The sequence below is a fragment of the Allocoleopsis franciscana PCC 7113 genome (assembly GCF_000317515.1).
GTDB lineage: Bacteria > Cyanobacteriota > Cyanobacteriia > Cyanobacteriales > Coleofasciculaceae > Allocoleopsis > Allocoleopsis franciscana.
Window position 1 is genome coordinate 3,010,845 of record NC_019738.1, and the last position, 16,134, is coordinate 3,026,978.

14 protein-coding genes and 1 pseudogene are annotated in these 16,134 nt (G+C 40.7%); 12 read left to right on the top strand and 3 right to left on the bottom strand.

All coding sequences use genetic code 11. The features are described 5' to 3' along the window. Positions 1 to 50 precede the first annotated feature (50 nt). Positions 51 to 902: a DUF928 domain-containing protein gene (locus MIC7113_RS12655; protein ID WP_015182559.1), complete on the top strand. Its 852-nt coding sequence runs from the start codon at positions 51 to 53 to the stop codon at positions 900 to 902. Between the two features lie 220 nt (positions 903 to 1,122). On the opposite strand, the gene crn3 is transcribed toward MIC7113_RS12655, so the two are convergent. Together crn3 and MIC7113_RS12665 are read right to left on the bottom strand one after the other, a co-directional pair. Further along, positions 1,123 to 1,494 (bottom strand): CRISPR-associated ring nuclease Crn3/Csx3, encoded by a 372-nt coding sequence (gene crn3, locus MIC7113_RS12660; RefSeq protein ID WP_015182560.1) that lies wholly within the window; start codon positions 1,492 to 1,494, stop codon positions 1,123 to 1,125. A gap of 15 nt (positions 1,495 to 1,509) precedes the next feature. After that, complete coding sequence (locus MIC7113_RS12665; protein ID WP_015182561.1) at positions 1,510 to 2,928, bottom strand: TIGR03985 family CRISPR-associated protein; 1,419 nt, start codon at positions 2,926 to 2,928, stop codon at positions 1,510 to 1,512. Positions 2,929 to 3,291: 363 nt separating this feature from the next. On the opposite strand from MIC7113_RS12665, the gene MIC7113_RS36290 reads away from it, so the two are divergent. The 3 genes from MIC7113_RS36290 (at position 3,292) to MIC7113_RS12680 (ending at position 5,286) form a co-directional block, all read left to right on the top strand. After that, positions 3,292 to 3,897, top strand: a complete 606-nt coding sequence (locus MIC7113_RS36290) for a CRISPR-associated protein (Cas_Cas02710) (protein ID WP_015182562.1) — start codon at positions 3,292 to 3,294, stop codon at positions 3,895 to 3,897. Between the two features lie 136 nt (positions 3,898 to 4,033). Next, the gene (locus MIC7113_RS12675) at positions 4,034 to 4,696 is read left to right on the top strand and encodes a hypothetical protein (protein ID WP_015182563.1); all 663 of its coding nucleotides are present in this window, start codon (positions 4,034 to 4,036) and stop codon (positions 4,694 to 4,696) included. Beyond that, positions 4,696 to 5,286 (top strand): hypothetical protein, encoded by a 591-nt coding sequence (locus MIC7113_RS12680; RefSeq protein ID WP_041780034.1) that lies wholly within the window; start codon positions 4,696 to 4,698, stop codon positions 5,284 to 5,286. Before MIC7113_RS12675 ends, MIC7113_RS12680 begins: the two co-directional genes overlap by 1 nt. Before the next feature lie 53 nt (positions 5,287 to 5,339). Here MIC7113_RS12680 and MIC7113_RS12685 read toward each other — a convergent pair. Beyond that, positions 5,340 to 6,744, bottom strand: a pseudogene (locus MIC7113_RS12685) (IS1634 family transposase). Positions 6,745 to 6,823: 79 nt separating this feature from the next. Between MIC7113_RS12685 and MIC7113_RS12690 the strand changes: the two are divergent. Genes MIC7113_RS12690 through MIC7113_RS12725 form a run of 8 tightly spaced genes read left to right on the top strand, consistent with a single transcriptional unit; the run spans position 6,824 to position 15,871 of the window. After that, positions 6,824 to 7,957: a Cas10/Cmr2 second palm domain-containing protein gene (locus tag MIC7113_RS12690; protein ID WP_051055675.1), complete on the top strand. Its 1,134-nt coding sequence runs from the start codon at positions 6,824 to 6,826 to the stop codon at positions 7,955 to 7,957. A gap of 4 nt (positions 7,958 to 7,961) precedes the next feature. Next, a complete protein-coding gene (locus MIC7113_RS12695) occupies positions 7,962 to 8,678 on the top strand; it encodes an RAMP superfamily CRISPR-associated protein (protein ID WP_015182564.1) in 717 nt (238 codons plus the stop codon). Continuing rightward, positions 8,675 to 10,423, top strand: a complete 1,749-nt coding sequence (locus tag MIC7113_RS12700; protein WP_015182565.1) for an RAMP superfamily CRISPR-associated protein — start codon at positions 8,675 to 8,677, stop codon at positions 10,421 to 10,423. The genes MIC7113_RS12695 and MIC7113_RS12700 overlap by 4 nt, the downstream gene beginning before the upstream one ends. Then, a complete protein-coding gene (locus MIC7113_RS12705; RefSeq protein WP_015182566.1) occupies positions 10,416 to 11,954 on the top strand; it encodes an RAMP superfamily CRISPR-associated protein in 1,539 nt (512 codons plus the stop codon). The genes MIC7113_RS12700 and MIC7113_RS12705 overlap by 8 nt, the downstream gene beginning before the upstream one ends. 45 nt (positions 11,955 to 11,999) lie before the next feature. Further along, positions 12,000 to 12,575, top strand: a complete 576-nt coding sequence (locus tag MIC7113_RS12710; RefSeq protein ID WP_015182567.1) for a Uma2 family endonuclease — start codon at positions 12,000 to 12,002, stop codon at positions 12,573 to 12,575. Positions 12,576 to 12,597: 22 nt separating this feature from the next. Further along, on the top strand, positions 12,598 to 13,170 hold the full coding sequence (gene csx19, locus MIC7113_RS12715) for a type III-D CRISPR-associated protein Csx19 (RefSeq protein WP_041780765.1): 573 nt from the start codon (positions 12,598 to 12,600) through the stop codon (positions 13,168 to 13,170). A 4-nt stretch (positions 13,171 to 13,174) separates the two neighbouring features. Next, positions 13,175 to 13,771, top strand: a complete 597-nt coding sequence (locus tag MIC7113_RS12720; protein WP_015182569.1) for a hypothetical protein — start codon at positions 13,175 to 13,177, stop codon at positions 13,769 to 13,771. A gap of 24 nt (positions 13,772 to 13,795) precedes the next feature. Next, on the top strand, positions 13,796 to 15,871 hold the full coding sequence (locus tag MIC7113_RS12725) for a TIGR03986 family type III CRISPR-associated RAMP protein (protein ID WP_015182570.1): 2,076 nt from the start codon (positions 13,796 to 13,798) through the stop codon (positions 15,869 to 15,871). Positions 15,872 to 16,134: the final 263 nt, after the last annotated feature.

Genomic DNA, 16,134 nt, shown 5'->3' on the forward strand with positions numbered 1-16,134 from the left:
AATTGCCAAGAACATCTTAGAAAAACAACTCATAAATAGGACTTAATCTGATGAAAACTCAATCTAGTTTCGCTACTGCTTTCCTAGGCACAACATCTATCGTTTCTTTGCAGTTGCTTGGTGTTCTCTATCCTCTGCCGACTACTGCCCGAAATGCTGTTGATGTTGCGAACAATAACCAAAGTTTCCTAGTGAGTCAAGCCACGGGTTCACGTATTCGCTTTGTTCCACCCGTGACTAAAAACCCTAGACAAAGTCAGGGGGCAGGCTCACGAGGCTGTGGGGAGGAAACCCTAGGGCAAAACTTAGTAACGTTGCTAATTCCCTCCCGGGATTATATCGGACAAACCATATCTAGCCATCCCACTTTTTCTTGGTACTTGTCACAACCTGTCGAAGTGCCCATGCAGTTTACGTTAGTGGAAGATAAAAGGGGTGGTGGAGGCAAGACAATTTGGGAGAAAAAAATCGATTCACCCCAACAGGGAATGATTCACGTAGAAATTCCCAAAGATCGACCCGAACTCCTTCCCGGAAAAACCTACAGATGGACGATTAGCTTAGTTTGTAACTCTGTACAACCCTCTGCAAATCGTTATTTCATCAGCTATATTGAGCGTGTGCCAATCACACCAGCTTTAGAGCAAAAACTGTCAGCGACGGGTTTCAATCGCAATTCTTTGCCCAAGACTATCCCTTCAGGCAGTAGTTTGGAAATACGCGATTACGCTTCACTGTATGCGGAATCGGGACTTTGGTATGATGCCGTTGCCGCCCTCACAACAGCGATTAAACAGTATCCCAAAGATGTTTTAGTACAAGACGATTTGTTTTCGCTCTTCAACCAAGTGGGGTTAGGTGATGTAGCCAAACAAGAGCGTCAACGCCTTTTTCAGAAATAAAGCGACGAGTTTTTGGTAGAGATTTTCGACAGTAAAGGGGTGTTCCAAAAGAAGGTGGGGAAGAGCAGCATCAATTGATCGTTTTTGGGACAAACCGATTTCCCCTCTCCAGGCGATCGCGAATCTCACCCTTCATCAACAATTTACCAATAGGGGGTGACGCCCCTCACCTATAAACGCAATAATAAGGTTATTAGATGCACCCTGATGATCGAGAGAGTCACGTTATGCGGCTCTCTTGTTTATTTTTTGGGCAAAGCTTACAAAGATCCGTAAATATTTTGCAGACTTGACCAACAGATACAGCACGAGTATGGGTTTCCACAACAATGGCTCCTTTATATCGAGGGTCGTAACATCCAACCCAAGCGGCGGCGTGACATTCATGGACTAAATAGGCGTACAGCCAAATCGGGCCTTTGCCTTCAATGACAATTCCCTGACTGAAATCAATGCCAGATGGAAGCTTTAATCCCTTCAGGTCTTCTGGCTCAATGATGCCGTCATCATTAGTAATTTGGACGCGGAGGTGTTGGTAAGGAAGCCCATCTTGAGTCTGATGGGAACAATGGCTTAAGTGGATGGTATTCATTTGGTTTGGCAAAAGCTATTTGTAGTGGTTCCAAGTTTGTTGGATATGCAAAGCTATCTTTTCCCGTAAGTCCCAAGGCAACAAGACTTCTACTTCTGGCCCCAAAGCTCGCAAGCGCCTGAGTACGTGGTAGTCTGTAACACGGTATTGGGCTTGGTAGTAGGCATCGGCGGGAGAGCGAGACTGGAGAATTTCTAAAAGAGCTTGTCGATGTTCAGGGTTTTGGGTGTGCTGTTTGATGAGGCTGTCTGCTTGCTGGTAGTCAATGGGTTCAAAGGTGTGATGCAGGAAAGTCCCTCGAATATAGCGATCGTGAAACTTTTGGTTAAACCGCAGTAGCATCAGGGCTGATGGTTTATAGAAGTCAAAACCCCAAGCTTGTTTTAGCTGCGTCTGGACTGTCTTTTGGGTTGGCAGTTGCCCGTCTTCGTATTTCTCCCGCAATAACTGAGGTACACGCGGGTCTTCCCAGTCCAATGACACTAGGCGTTTTGAGCAAATGCGATCGAGGCGATAATTGTGCCAGTTGATTTCACCGTTGGGAGTGCTGCCATAGGCACATAGGTATTTTGCCCGTTCCATGTAATAGATGCAGACGGGATAGACAACGCACTCTTTGACCAAACCGAGATGAGCGCTGTGATACGTTAGCAGCAGAGGCTGAATTTGTCCGGAGTTCCAGATTTCCTGCAATTCCCCTTGGATCTGATCAACATCATCTTGCTTTTGGGTAGACTCTGGCACCAAGTAGTCAATATACAAAGAGACACGACGAGTATCTTCGTGCGGCTGTTCAAAGATTTGCTCGGCTAATAGAGGTATATTGGGGTCGAGAAACCCAAGCATTTCTAGTGTTTCAGCCACGTAAACTTGTTCTTTGGTTGTTAAGCTGCCTTCGGACTCAAGGTTTTCTAGTTTATGGGAAATGGGCAGTACTTCCACTCGACGGTAGTGCTTGCTCCTGCCAGTCTGACTAGGTACTTGTTGGAGCCAGCCCCAAGTAACGAGTAAGTCGAGGTCACTTTGAAGGGATTTGCGGACTTGGGCAAATAGCCGTTCTTGCAGGAAGTCCTTTAGGTCAGAGTCGGAGATAGGGATTTGTTTTTGCAAAGACTGTTGCCATTCATCCACAGGTATATCTAGCTCATAAAGCCATTGTCTGGTTGTTTTAGTACAGGCGCAGTTGGGGTCTTGATGGCTAAAAACGTCTTCCCGCTTTTCATCCTGGTGAGTTTCGCTGAAGAAAGCTTGACGCCAGTCAGCGTAGGTAAAGCAGTCTGGTAGAACTGTGTATCCTTTATCGCCGTAGAGCCAGCGTAACCAGACCCATAATCTCACAGCACGGGTGAGATGGTGATTTTGTTCTAAAAGTCCTTTGGCTAACTTTTGCAGGAGGGTGGGCTGTGGAGGATGGCGAAAGAGTACATCGGACATTAATTCGTGCAGTGTAGGGTGTGTGCTCTAGCGTATCAGGCATCGGAAGGGGGTATTTCCGATGGTGTGCCATATTAGGGTGGGATTTGCAGGAGATGGATAAACTCACTGCCTGTACCTGAAGGAGAGGCGATCGCCTGAGCGATTGACAAAAGTCTTCAATCCCTTTGCTAGTCAGACTTTTGGGAAAAATTCAAATGTTGATTTCGCCCATTGGTACATTCTGCCCAATTTCGGGAACTTTAAAGATGGGCTGATTGAATTTTGTCGTTTAAGGAGGAGCGATTACCTGCGGTAGCGAAAGGAGCGATCGCTTCTCCTAAAGCAGCAGGAATCTCATACACACTTTAAACGCAAGCAAATATGAATACATCTGAGTTTGATAAGTACAAAGTCGATCACCTCTTTTTGCTCATCGGGGAAAATCCGTTGCCTAATTATGTAGCCGCGAAAACTTTGCTAGCGAACGGTGGTAAACCCTATTTAGTCTTCACCGAACACACCCAAAAACCTGCTGAACGTCTTAAAGACATATTAGATTTGAGTGACAAACAGATGTGGTCACTGGATAACAATGAATCTAATGCTGCTGAAATCAAGAAAAAGATTCGAGAGATAGTGAAAATAATTCAAGAAGATTCAGATAATACACAGAAGAATAAATTTGGACTGAACTACACAGGCGGAACAAAAGCAATGGCTGTCCATGCTTATCAAGCATTACTTCAGCCTAGACTTGAAGAGCCTAAATACAAGCTTAATCCTGAACCTATCTTCAGTTACTTAGATTCCCGTAACTTAAAGATACTGATTGACCAGCCAACTAATCCCATCCCTTTAGATATACCTAAAGATAAACTTGATTTTTCGTTAGACACGCTCTTTAAATTACATTGCTTTAATCTCAATAAGACTTCTGAAGGCAAAGTTAAAATCAAAACAGATCAAAACAGAGGTTACATTTCGTGAATTAGTAGAGGCTATAGTTAAGCACAAATCTGAGTGGCAAAATTGGTGTCGCAAGGTATTACGCTTAGAAGCCAGACAGAAAAGAGAGTTAGGACAAGTCAAAAATACCCATAACCAAATAGAAAATATTTTTGAATTGGGTGAGTGGAAAAGCGCTGATGAACTCAGGAAAGTCTCCTTTTCTATTCAAGAATTGCCTGAAGAAATTAATCAGCTTTTGAAACAAAATGAATTACTAGATGATAGTGGTTGTTTATCTATTCAAAAGTTAGAACAATCCAGAATAATACCAGAACCCTCTAAAGATAAAAAAAAGAAATATCCTAAAGAAATTAGCAAATGGCTTGAGGGAGTTTGGCTAGAAGATTATGTCTTGCAGAAGTTAAAAGATATTCAACAGCAAGAGCAAAAAAAAATTGATGAAAAAGTAAAAAAAGAGGAACAAAGATTGATAGATGAACTAGGAATGTCATTTAATTTTCCTGAAAAAGAGGATATTGGCCATTTTGAATTTGATGTTGCATTTTTACGAGGATATCAACTTTTTGCCTTATCCTGTACAACTGATACTGAGCCTGGATTATGCAAGTTAAAACTATTTGAAGCTTATCGTCGAGCGCGACAAATGGGAGGAGATGAGGCACGAGTTGCTTTAATATGCTGCTATGACAAGCCTGAGAAAATAAAAAAAGGTTTTATGTCGCAAATTCCAGATGACAAGGTAAATGTTTTTGGTTCTGGCGACCTTGCTAACTTATCGGAAAAACTAAAAATATGGATTTGGGAGGTAGATAAATAATGAGTCAATACATTGCTACAGTAATTGATACTACTGGTATTCAGAAATATATCTTCGGTAGCAACAGATTAAAGGAAAATGTGGCTGGTTCTTACTTGGTGAAGTTAGCTACGGATGATTGGGTGAAAGAATGTTTGACAGATATTGGTAATGTTTACATTCCCGCTCGCAATCCCAGTCAGACTGAACCGCGCATTAACGAAAATCCTGAAATTATTGCTGAGTTAATCTACTCTGGTGGAGGAAATACATTTTTATTATTCCGAGATACCGAAGATAACTATGCCAGAAAGTTTACTGAAGCTTGGAGCAAAAGGATACTAGTTGAAGCGCCAGGACTCAATGTTGAAATTGCTCATCAACTCTTTGACTGGAATCAGAGATTATTGCGAGATGTCATTGACAACGACCTAATCAAAGGCAAGCTAGATATTCAAAAAAGAAAACCAAGAGCCTCGGCTCCTTTATTGGGCTTAGGAGTGACAGCTAGCTGTGTTTCTACTGGATTAGTCGCAGTGAAAACACAAGAAATTGATGGACAAACAAGACCAATATCTAGAGAGGTTGTTAAAACGGAAGTTCCCCTTTGACAAAAAACTACAACCTATGCTGTGAGAGAGGGAGAGACTCAACTCCTCGGCTGTTACTGGGTACAAATTAAGGAAACTTCTAACAAATCTAACGCTTTTTGTTGGAGTGGAGTCGGTTGAGTAATTTTCTCAAACATTAGAGAAGTCTCCAGACCACTAGACTGGAATTTATTTTTGACAATCGTTGCTAAATCAGTCATTAAAGTCCGAAAACTATGGACAGGAAGCTTTTCAGGTGTCTTTTTAGTCGCTGCCTTAGCGCGGGCTTTCTTTGAACGCTTAGATGGAGCAACAATTGAACTTTTTCCCTCCGGTTCAACTGTGACTTTTTCATCGTCAAACAGCAGTGGAGCTAAAGCTTTCCTCATGTGCCACTCCACATAATAAGCCAGCATACACAAGAAGACGTGAGCTTTGACGCGCTGTTCTAAACGGTGATAAATTGGACGTACTTTCAAATCGATAGTTTTATAACTGCGGAAAGCTTGTTCGACAGTAGAAAGGCTTTTATAGGTTCTCACCGTTTGAGCCGCATCTAAAGTCTCCGGTTTGACTGAAGTCCGAATAATATAGACTCCATCCAAAGCCGAATCATTGGCGATAGCCGCTTCATTCAATGAGTAAGAAAAACTTGTCTCAGTGATGGCAATATTAAAGTATTTCCCCACACATGTAGCATTGAGAACTCGCCCCACTCTCAGTCCAATCTGGTCGGCTCCTTTGAGGGCGCGTTTATCTCGTGAAGTGGCGATAACAATCTTATTGAGTTCCTGCTGTGTCGCCTGTAATAAAGCAATTCTAGTCAAAGACTTTTCTTGAGCAAGCATCGGGTTGCGACAAGCAATTAGCCGCTCACTGGGGTAATCAGAACAAGAAAATTCTACTAAGTCAGTTTCATCAAATAATGAGAGTTGAACAGCTTCTTGTTCAAGAAGTTTCCGAAGCTCCTTCGGATAGATGTCTTAGGGCTAACTCATTTTCGATTAATTCTTGTTTGGATACCAGCCAATCCATTGCTTCATACAATTCATCTTCATCGGCTTTTTCTAAGCCCAACAGTTCACTTAACGATGAATTGCACGTTTCGCTGTGCAATCCTCTCGCTGTGGCTAACTTGGAACGAGGCTCAATGAGACGCGCCACGATCATCGCCAAAACTAGAGCTCGTTTTCTCGAATTTGAGGGTGAGATTAGATGGTGCAAAGACAGTTTTTTGATTGTTCCTAAAACCGCAGCTACATGACCATGAGGTAGACTTCTTTCTACAGAGAATGATTCGGAGAGATTTTCAATAGCTGCGCCGCCTTTGAGCACTATTCTCAAGTTATCAATGACAGTATCCGGTAATTTTGACAGGTTAGCTAAAGTTCTTTTACGGATTTTACCCCCTTCACGATAGGACTCTCGTAGGAGGACAGCGGGGGGTGAATTTCTGTTAGGGACTCGTTCAATATACATGGCTACTATTGTCCCAGAAATCTCCCCGCCAAAATCTTAAAAAATTCTTAAAAACATGGGTACGGCTTTCTGGGAGTAAATGGCTCTAGTTCCCGTCACTCAAGCTTTTTCTCCCTTTGTAGTTCATCTGTACGGGGGAACTTCCGTTAAAAAGCTGGATAAAGTTAATGACGCTAATGGGGAATTGAGAAAAATACTATTTGATGATCGCAAACTGAGAAGGCATAGCGAACAGTATGATATCCCACTGGATGTTGACGATTTAGGGCGGTCAGAAAACGAAAGCAGCTATATTGCTGTGGTTCATATTGATGGCAATCGAATGGGTAAACGATTTGAGGACTATGGAAAAAGCCAATCTGATAACAGAGAATTTATCATGGCAATGCGTAAGCTTTCTTGGGGAGTCAGTGAAGCTAGTAGCCAAGCATTGGAAGCTGTTGGTCATGCAGTTATTAAGTTAGTTGATGAAGAGAAATTTGAGATTAAAAATAACTACTTACCATTTCGCCCAATTGTCTATGGTGGTGATGATGTTACTTTTGTGTGTGATGGACGACTGGGTTTATCCTTAGCAGTTAAGTTCTTAGAAAAATTTGAGGAATTCACCCAAGATTTACCTGATGGAGAAGGTAAAGCAACAGCTTGTGCAGGAATTGCGATTGTTAAAACTCACTATCCTTTTTCACGAGCTTATGCGTTGAGTGAAGCATTATGCACTCAAGCTAAACAATGGATGAAACAAGAAACACAGAACTATGAAAAACCATTGTTTTCTGCTCTTGATTGGCATATTGCAGCTAGCGGTCTTTTGGGAAGTATTGGTGAAATCCGTGATCGCGAGTACCGCGTCCAAATTCCCGAACTCGATAAACCTGCTTCTTTGACCATGCGACCAATGCGATCGCACCCCTACAAAAACGAATGGCGTACTTGGGCTGGCTTTTCTAAGGCAGTTAATGATTTTAAAACACATGAGGACTGGAAGGATCGTCGCAATAAAATCATGGCACTACGCGAAGTATTACGACAAGGCAAGAAAGCAACAGCGCAATTTAGACAAGCTTACTGTTTAGAGAGACTACCAGTTTTCCCCGAAGCAAACCCTAATCTTTCAAAAGAAGGTTGGTGTACGTATGGTGAAAATAAAGAGATTTGTGGTTATTTTGACGCGATTGAAGCGATGAATTTTTACACTCCTCTAGAAGAATAATCAAATGAGTACCTACACCCTCAAAATCAAGCTTCTAAGCGATACTACCTTTGGACGTGGTGATGGAGTAGCGGGTTTGGTTGACCAAGAGGTAGAACACGATTGCTATGGATTTCCCTATTTACGGGGACGCACTCTTAAGGGTTTGCTGAGTGAAGAATGCGATAACTTAATAGCTGTGTTATCAGATGATAATCAGCGTCAGCACTGGCAAGCAATTGCTGATCGTTTATTTGGTGTACCGGGAAGCACCCTTGATACTCAAGCAAAAATCCATGTTGGAGATGCCTGTTTGCCCAGTGACTTACGAGGGGCGATCGCAGCACAGCTAGATTCAGAGCAGGAAAAAAAGCGAAAGAACCCCAAATACAAACCTGCTCTAAGTTCCACAGATATTCTGGAATCTCTCACTACAATTCGCCGTCAGACAGCTATCGCTCCAGAAAACGGTGCACCTGCTGAACATAGCTTGCGTTCAGCCCGCGTAATTCTACGAGAATTACCTTTTGAGTCAAAACTTTTATTTGAAACTGAACTAAACAAAGATTCTGAAGATGACCAGGATATGCTGGCACTCTTAGCAGTGGGTACATTAGCACTGCGACGGATTGGAAGTGGACGCAATCGAGGTCGAGGTCACGTACAGTATAGCCTGTATAACTATAGCAATGAGCTAACAAAAGATATGGATTCTATCCAGCGCTTTGGGAGAATTAGATGAAAGCAGTTACTTTTTTATTACATACTCAGCAACCAATTCTTGCTACATCTCTTCAGGGAGATCCAAACAGTGATGTATCTTATCCCTATATACCCGGTAGCATGATTCGTGGAGTACTGATTAGTCGCTATCTCAACGCTCTCAAGCGTCATGGACTACAAGAAACTGATGACATTCTAGATACTCAGCGTTTCCCAGACGTAACTCGATTGTTTTTTGACGATGAGAAAACCCGTTATTTGAATGCTTATCCTACTGGTATCAACCGCAAACGAACTTTACCTGTACCGCGTTCTTGGTACAAGGATAAAGGGGTGGAATTTTCTGAAACAGAAGATAAAAAGGTAAAGGTATATGATTTCAGCAAGATTCCCGTTGATGAGCGAGAGGAAGACTTATCTCCAAAGTTGTTAGATGAAAAATTATGTACAGTAGACGATGAAGATGTACTTTTGTACAAAGTTAAACGACGGATCAATATTCACAATCAAAGAGATCGCAAAAAAGGCAGAGGCACAGAGGGGAACGGCGCTGTATTTTCCTACGATGCCATAGATGCAAAACAGACATTTCATGCAGTTGTATTATGTGACTCTGAAAACGATAAAAGCATTATTGAATCTTTACTGCAACCACAAGATATTTGGTTAGGTGGTTCCCAAAGTGCAGGTTATGGTCACACCATAATAGAGCTAGTTCAAAATAATGGTGATTGGCACGAAACAGGGGTTCCTATTGAAGAGCGAATAAAACGAAATGAAGATTTAACGATTACACTCCTCAGTGATACGATTGTACGCAATGACTGCGGACAAGTAGTGGCCGATCCAGAAGTATTATGTCAGTTACTTTCAAAAGTTCTAGCTGTCGATATTCAGTTCAAAAAAATTAAATATAGAAATGAATCTGGAGAAGAAAAAGAAATAGAAGATGGCATTTATACTAGTAGTACGATTGTTGGAGGATTCAATCGTAAATGGGGACTACCTTTACCTCAAATTCCAGCTTTGGCAGCAGGAAGTGTATTTGTTGTTAACAAAGTTGAGCTAGATTTACAAAAAATTAAAACACTTGAAGAACACGGGATTGGAGAGCGTAAAGTAGATGGTTTTGGACGATTTGTTGTAAATTGGTTAGATGATGAACAGACCGAATATAATGCCAAACTGCCACAGTCAGAAGCTAGAGCGGTTAGCACCACTGAACCATTAGCACCAGCATCATTAAAAATTGCTACAAATATAGCTACTAGAATAGTACGGAAAAAACTTGACGAACTGCTGTCAAAGCAAATTAGTAGTATCGAATTGCTCAAGAAAGATAAAATTTCCAATAGTCAACTTGCTCGGTTAATGATTGTAACGAGAAAAGCATTATCTGAGCTTGATATCGAGAATGAGAAGCCGGAAGCTGAACGTAAGACTATTCTAGAACTAGCCAAGCCTGTGCGCGATTTACTAAGCAATTTGCCGTCTAATGCTCGCAATCAATTTGAGAGTATCAGACTAAGTACAGGTGAAAGACTGGATGAGAAAATCCAGAATTGGCTAGATTCTCCAGATAGCTGGCTTAATAACTCTTGGCGTAGCGATTCACAAACTAAAAGTTTTATGACTTCTGGTAAACCAACTGTGAGCATTGCTGGTGTACCGCAAGGTTTTGATAATTATGTAGCACTAGAATACTCACTCCGCTTGATTATGGCAGTTGCGAAAAAGACGATAAAGGAGAAAAGTAATGACTGAAAGGCGTCATAAGTCAAATCGTCATATTATCAAGCGAATTATTGTACGCGGCACTCTGGTATTAGATACTCCTACCTGCTTGGGAAACGGTGACGCAGATAGTCCAACGGATTTGCCATTGTTACGGGATAGCATCAGTAACCATGCCTTACTGACAGGTTCATCTATTGCTGGAGCTTTACGCAATTATCTGCGAGAGTGCAATAAAGGATATAACGTGAGCGATCGCCGTCATGACCTCACTACAAAACTGTTCGGCGATTTGTTTGCTTACGAGAATGAAAAGACTCTGACAGAAGCAGAAAAGATAGAGCTAAGGAGCAATGACACCCAAAGCTCTTTAATCATCAACGATGCTCTCAGCGTTGCTCCCATTAAGGCTGAATTGAGGGATGGTGTCAAAATTAATAGCGTAACCCGTACAGCACAAGATAAAGCGAAGTATGACTTGGAATTGTTAGAAGCAGGAACCCAGTTTCCTCTCTGCTTAGAATTGCTGATTGATAAGGAGACTGATGAAGCTGAACTGGTCAAAGCGATCGCGTTAGCACTACATGGCTTGGAATCTAGTAACCGTTCAAAAAGCGGCGAAATTTGCATCGGGATGAAAAAGCGGCGTGGCTTTGGTCGCTGCTATGTCGAAAACTGGCAAGTTTGGCAATTCAACCTGCAAGATCCTAAAGAACGAATAAACTGGTTGAATTTTGAGCATTGGTCTACAGGTTTATTATCTGATTACCCGACACATCAATCTATTGCTACTGCTCTTGGGGTGTCTTTAGATGAAGAGGAAGATAGGCGCGATCGCTTCCTCATCCATGCCACTTTCAAATTAGTGGGTTCTCTCCTAATCCGTTCCGGTCAAGATACACCTGGACTAGCACCTGATGTGGTTCATTTAAAGTCTCATCGACCTGGTGAAACAGATCCAGTCCCCGTATTATCTGGTACCAGTTTAGCAGGAGTGCTGCGTCATAGAGCCGAGCGAATTATCAATACTCTAAACAAACCAACAACCATTATTGATGAAATATTTGGTTTTGACTTTAGCAAGGATAAGAGTAAGGAAGCAAAAGCTAGTCGCTTAGTTGTAGGAGAGAGCATTGTTAAAGATACAGCTGACCTAGTACAAACCCGTATTGCCATTGATCGGTTTACAGGTGGAACATATCAGGGAGCTTTGTTTCAAGAACAGCCTATTTTTGGTCAAGGTGATGACAATTTAAAAATAGAACTAGAATTGCGCGACCCAAAAAACTATGAAATTGGTTTACTTTTGCTGTTGCTGAAAGATTTGTGGACGCAGGATTTACCTGTAGGAGGTGCAAGTAGCGTTGGGCGGGGAAGGTTACAAGGAAAAACAGCAACATTAACTCGGTATGAATTTGATAAAAATAAAAATAAGATGCAGCCCCAAACTTGGCACATTTCTCAACCAGATTTAAATGAACAAAAGCTTGACGTGAGCAAGGACGACCAAAAGGAAATGGAAAACTATGTTCAATCCTTAGCAGACTATTGTATTCAGTGACAATCAGCAGTCAAAAAAAGAATAGATTAAATCAAGGAGCGAATTATGATTGCTAATCCTCAAAACCATCAAAAAATTACGGTAGAAGAATACCTAAAATGGGAACAACACCAAGAATTTCGTCATGAATATATTGACGGCGAAATTATGGCTATGACAGGGGGAACTATTCCTCATAATGACATTGCCCTTAACTTCTACAGGGCTTTGTACTCTCATTTACATCACAGGGGCTGCCGAGTTAATGTATCGGATGTGAAAGTTCAGGCTAATAAAAGCAGTCGTTACTTCTATCCTGATTTAGTTGTTACTTGCGATCCTGATGACTTAAAATCCCGCGACTTTATTCAACGCCCTAAAATCATTGTTGAGGTTCTTTCTTCTAGTACAGCAAATTATGATCGCACAAAGAAACTAAAATATTATCGCCAAATTCCAAGCTTGCAAGAATATGTCTTAGTTAATTCAGAAGAAATGGCTGTTGAGGTTTATCATCGAGGCGAAGGAAAAATGTGGCTTTACTATGAGTATGAATCTGGAGAGTTAATCGCTTTAGAAAGTATTGATTTTGAGTGTGCGATTGAAGTTTTGTATGAAGGGGTTAGCTTTGATAAAGAGTGAAGTTAAAACAGCTATCATGAAAATGAATAAACCACGGTGTCAGCATTTACACTTTGATAAAGCTACAGATGACTTAAAAAGCTGGCTAGAAATACAAGCTAGAGAATATCAGCTAAAAAATTTATTAGCTCATGCAGAAGATGGCGTTATTTGGGGAGAGTTTAGAGGTCAAAACTACGAGCTAGCGACTTCTGGAGAAGCCTTTCCACAGCTAACTCAGTTGCGCTTCAGCACTCTACAACAGTGCCGCACTTTTGGCAAAAATGCTGAAGTGATGCTCTGGAAAGTTGGTCAAGACGATTGGAAAGCTCGTTCTATTCAGGATTCCCATCTATCAGAAAAAGACTATATCCCTGAAGATCAAATTCTTTGGGGAACTAAAGCCGAGAAGGAATCCAATGGATTTACTTTAGTTTCCGATGGCTCTCAAGGACTCAGACATGGTGTACCTCTATCTAATATTAGAGATAAATTTAAAAATGGTAAACGCCTTTTGCGTTTAACGGTTCGTCACTATATTGAATATAGCTGTGATGGGGTTGCTCGGATTTATCTGAGTCGGGTTGTGAATTTATTTGCTGATAAGGGGAGCTAGTAAAATGTCTTATAGTCAGTTTACCCTAGAAACTGTAGAACAAGCCTTTGGGCTGAGTATAATTGAAAAGCTTGGTATTTTCGCCACTGTGCCAGAAGTGTCTATTAGTGATTTCTTGAAGCAGTGTTTGGAATACAATACTCCTTTGGCATTAGAGATTGCTACTGAAAAAGCGAGGTCAGAAATGATAATCACGCCAATTCTGATTGAACTTAAACAGCAATTTCAGTCTAAAATAAGTCTATTCTCTGGTAGAGAATTTAATGTTGATAGTCAACAAGGTTTGATGGGTTATTGTGATTTCATAATTAGTAAATCTCCATCTCAATTGTTGATTAAATCACCTGTAGCGGTAATTGTGGAAGCTAAGAATGACAATATTCAATCTGGCTTAGGTCAGTGTATTGCAGAGATGGTAGCAGCACAGATACTTAATCGGCGGCAGGATAATAACAATGAAACAGTTTATGGTTGTGTGACGACTGGAACTAACTGGAAATTTATGAGATTGATTGATACAGTAGTTGAAATTGAGCCTAATGAGTATTTCTTGAATAATGTGGGCAAAATAATGGGAATTTTAAGAAGTTTTGTTGAGTAATTAAATAAGAGTAAGGAGTAATAAATGAATCTTAAGCATATTTCTAAAATTGAAGATCTAAACAGGATAGCTGTTGCACCTTATAACTTTGTAGAATTACCAGCAAAGGTTGTTGAAGCAGAGCAACCTTTGCCGAGTGGCAATCGATATCATCCTCATGAAAAGGTTGAATTACCGCGTCACACTGGCAGAATCGAATGCACTTTAACAACGAAATCTAAACTCTACACTCGTTGTGGTTGGAGTCCAGAAGATTTTGCCAAGTACGGAGATACATCATTTAAAGACTTGCCAGATGAGCTACAGCAAAAAAGAGCTAACTTTTTTATTAATCCAGCAACTCAGCAACCAATAATTCCTGGAAGTAGCATACGAGGAATGCTGCGAACTTTAGTAGAGATTGTTAGTTTTAGTAAGATTGAGCGAGTATCTGACAACCAACGCTTATTTTTCCGCGCAGTTACCTCAAATCCTAAGAAGGAGTCTTGGGGGGAAGAGTATAAACAGTATGTTTCTCCTAAAAAAGTTGAAGCAGGTTATCTGAAAAAAGATAATCAAGGTTGGTATATCCAACCTGCTAAAATTATCGAAAAAGCAACTTTTGCCTGGGTTAGGCAAGCTGATATAAGCTTGCCAGGATTTATAAATTTTGATGATGATGGTTATGAACCCCAGTATATTAATGTAAGCTATCAAAATGTAGCGGTAGATCAAACAGATAGAGCTAAACGATTATTTGCCCATAATGTCGAGTTGCCAGACACCCATCTTAAAAAAGGCGTGTTTGTCACAAGTGGAAACATGAAACAAAAAGAAGATGACAATTCACTTCGCTGTAACCACTGTATAGTTTTCCCTGAAAATGAAGAAGTAGATCCATTACCAATAGATAATATAGCAATTGAGCATTATCGCAATGCCTTGACTGATTTTCAGAAAAAATTACCTTTTGATAAAGATTGGGGAGTATTAGAAAAAGGTCGTCCAGTGTTTTACTATCATGACGGCAAGAGCGAAACAGTCGGATTTTTTGGTCAAAGTCCTAACTTTCGTATCCCTTATTCTCCTGAAGGTAATGGTCATGCAACAACTGTGGCAGATTTTATTCCACCAAATTTGAAAAAGATTGTGCTAATCGATTTAGCCGATGCAATCTTTGGTTGGGTAAAGCAAGACTCAGAAAACGAAAAGCTACCAAAAGACAAAAAGCAAAGATCGGGTCGAGTCTTTATCACTGATGCAATCCTTGAGAAAAGCCAAATAGAAAAAGTAAAGCAAAGTCAACAACGACAAGCTCAAGAAATTCTTCTATCCAGTCCAAAACTTACAACATTTCAGCATTATCTAGTTCAACCAGACGCAGACAAAAGCAACCTCAAGCACTATGCTAGTAAACCACCAACAGAAACCGAAGCAGGAGAAACTGTTATTCGCGGACATAAGCTGTACTGGCATAAACCCTGTAAAATTGAAGTTCCCAAAAATTCAGATACTCAAACTAGCCTAATTAAACCTATTGATTCGGAACTCCAGTTTACCTTTGATATTTACTTCGAGAATTTAAGCAAAGTTGAACTAGGTACATTTTTGTGGGTGCTAAGTCTCAGTAGTGAAAAATCACAAACATTAGGAACTTGTAAATCTGACGAAAAATACTGTTTTTCCCTGGGTATGGGTAAACCCCTAGGAATGGGAGCAGTAAAGATTGACTATAACTTGCATTTAAGCAAGCGTAACGAACGCTATAGCAGACTATTCAATGACGCTCAATGGAAAACTGGGGAAGAAGACCAATCTCAAACAGCTAAAGAAGAGGAAGAATCTGTAAAAACATTTGAGGAGTACGTGCTTGATAGGATTTGTTGTCAAGACTATCCAATAAATAAAAGTAGAGAACAATTGCAACATTTAAAAGAGTTGCCACGTATTGAAATGCTTTTGGCAATGCTACAGTGCAATAAAATTCCAGATGTAGATAAAACTCGATATATGAGAATTGAGCCTAAGCCAAGTGAGTACGCAGAACGTCGGGTTCTACCTACTCCATTGGATATTAGGGGAATACCAGATAATCGCAGATTTCCTGATATTAATCATTAGACATCTCCGAAAAAAAATCTGAAAACCTTATCCTGTCTTGGTGAAAACCTAATTTCTGGAGATGTCTATTCTTCAGGAGGTACAGGAGAGAATAAGTCTATCGATAATCCAAAGAAGAAAGTTATTTCCTCTAAGCCAAAGCCTAAACCTAAACCTAAACCTAAAAAAAAATCTAATCCAGATCGAGCAAAAGGAGGAGATAATACTAACCGCGCAACTCAAAGACCACCAAGACCGAAAAATTAAAGTGCGATCGCCTCTCA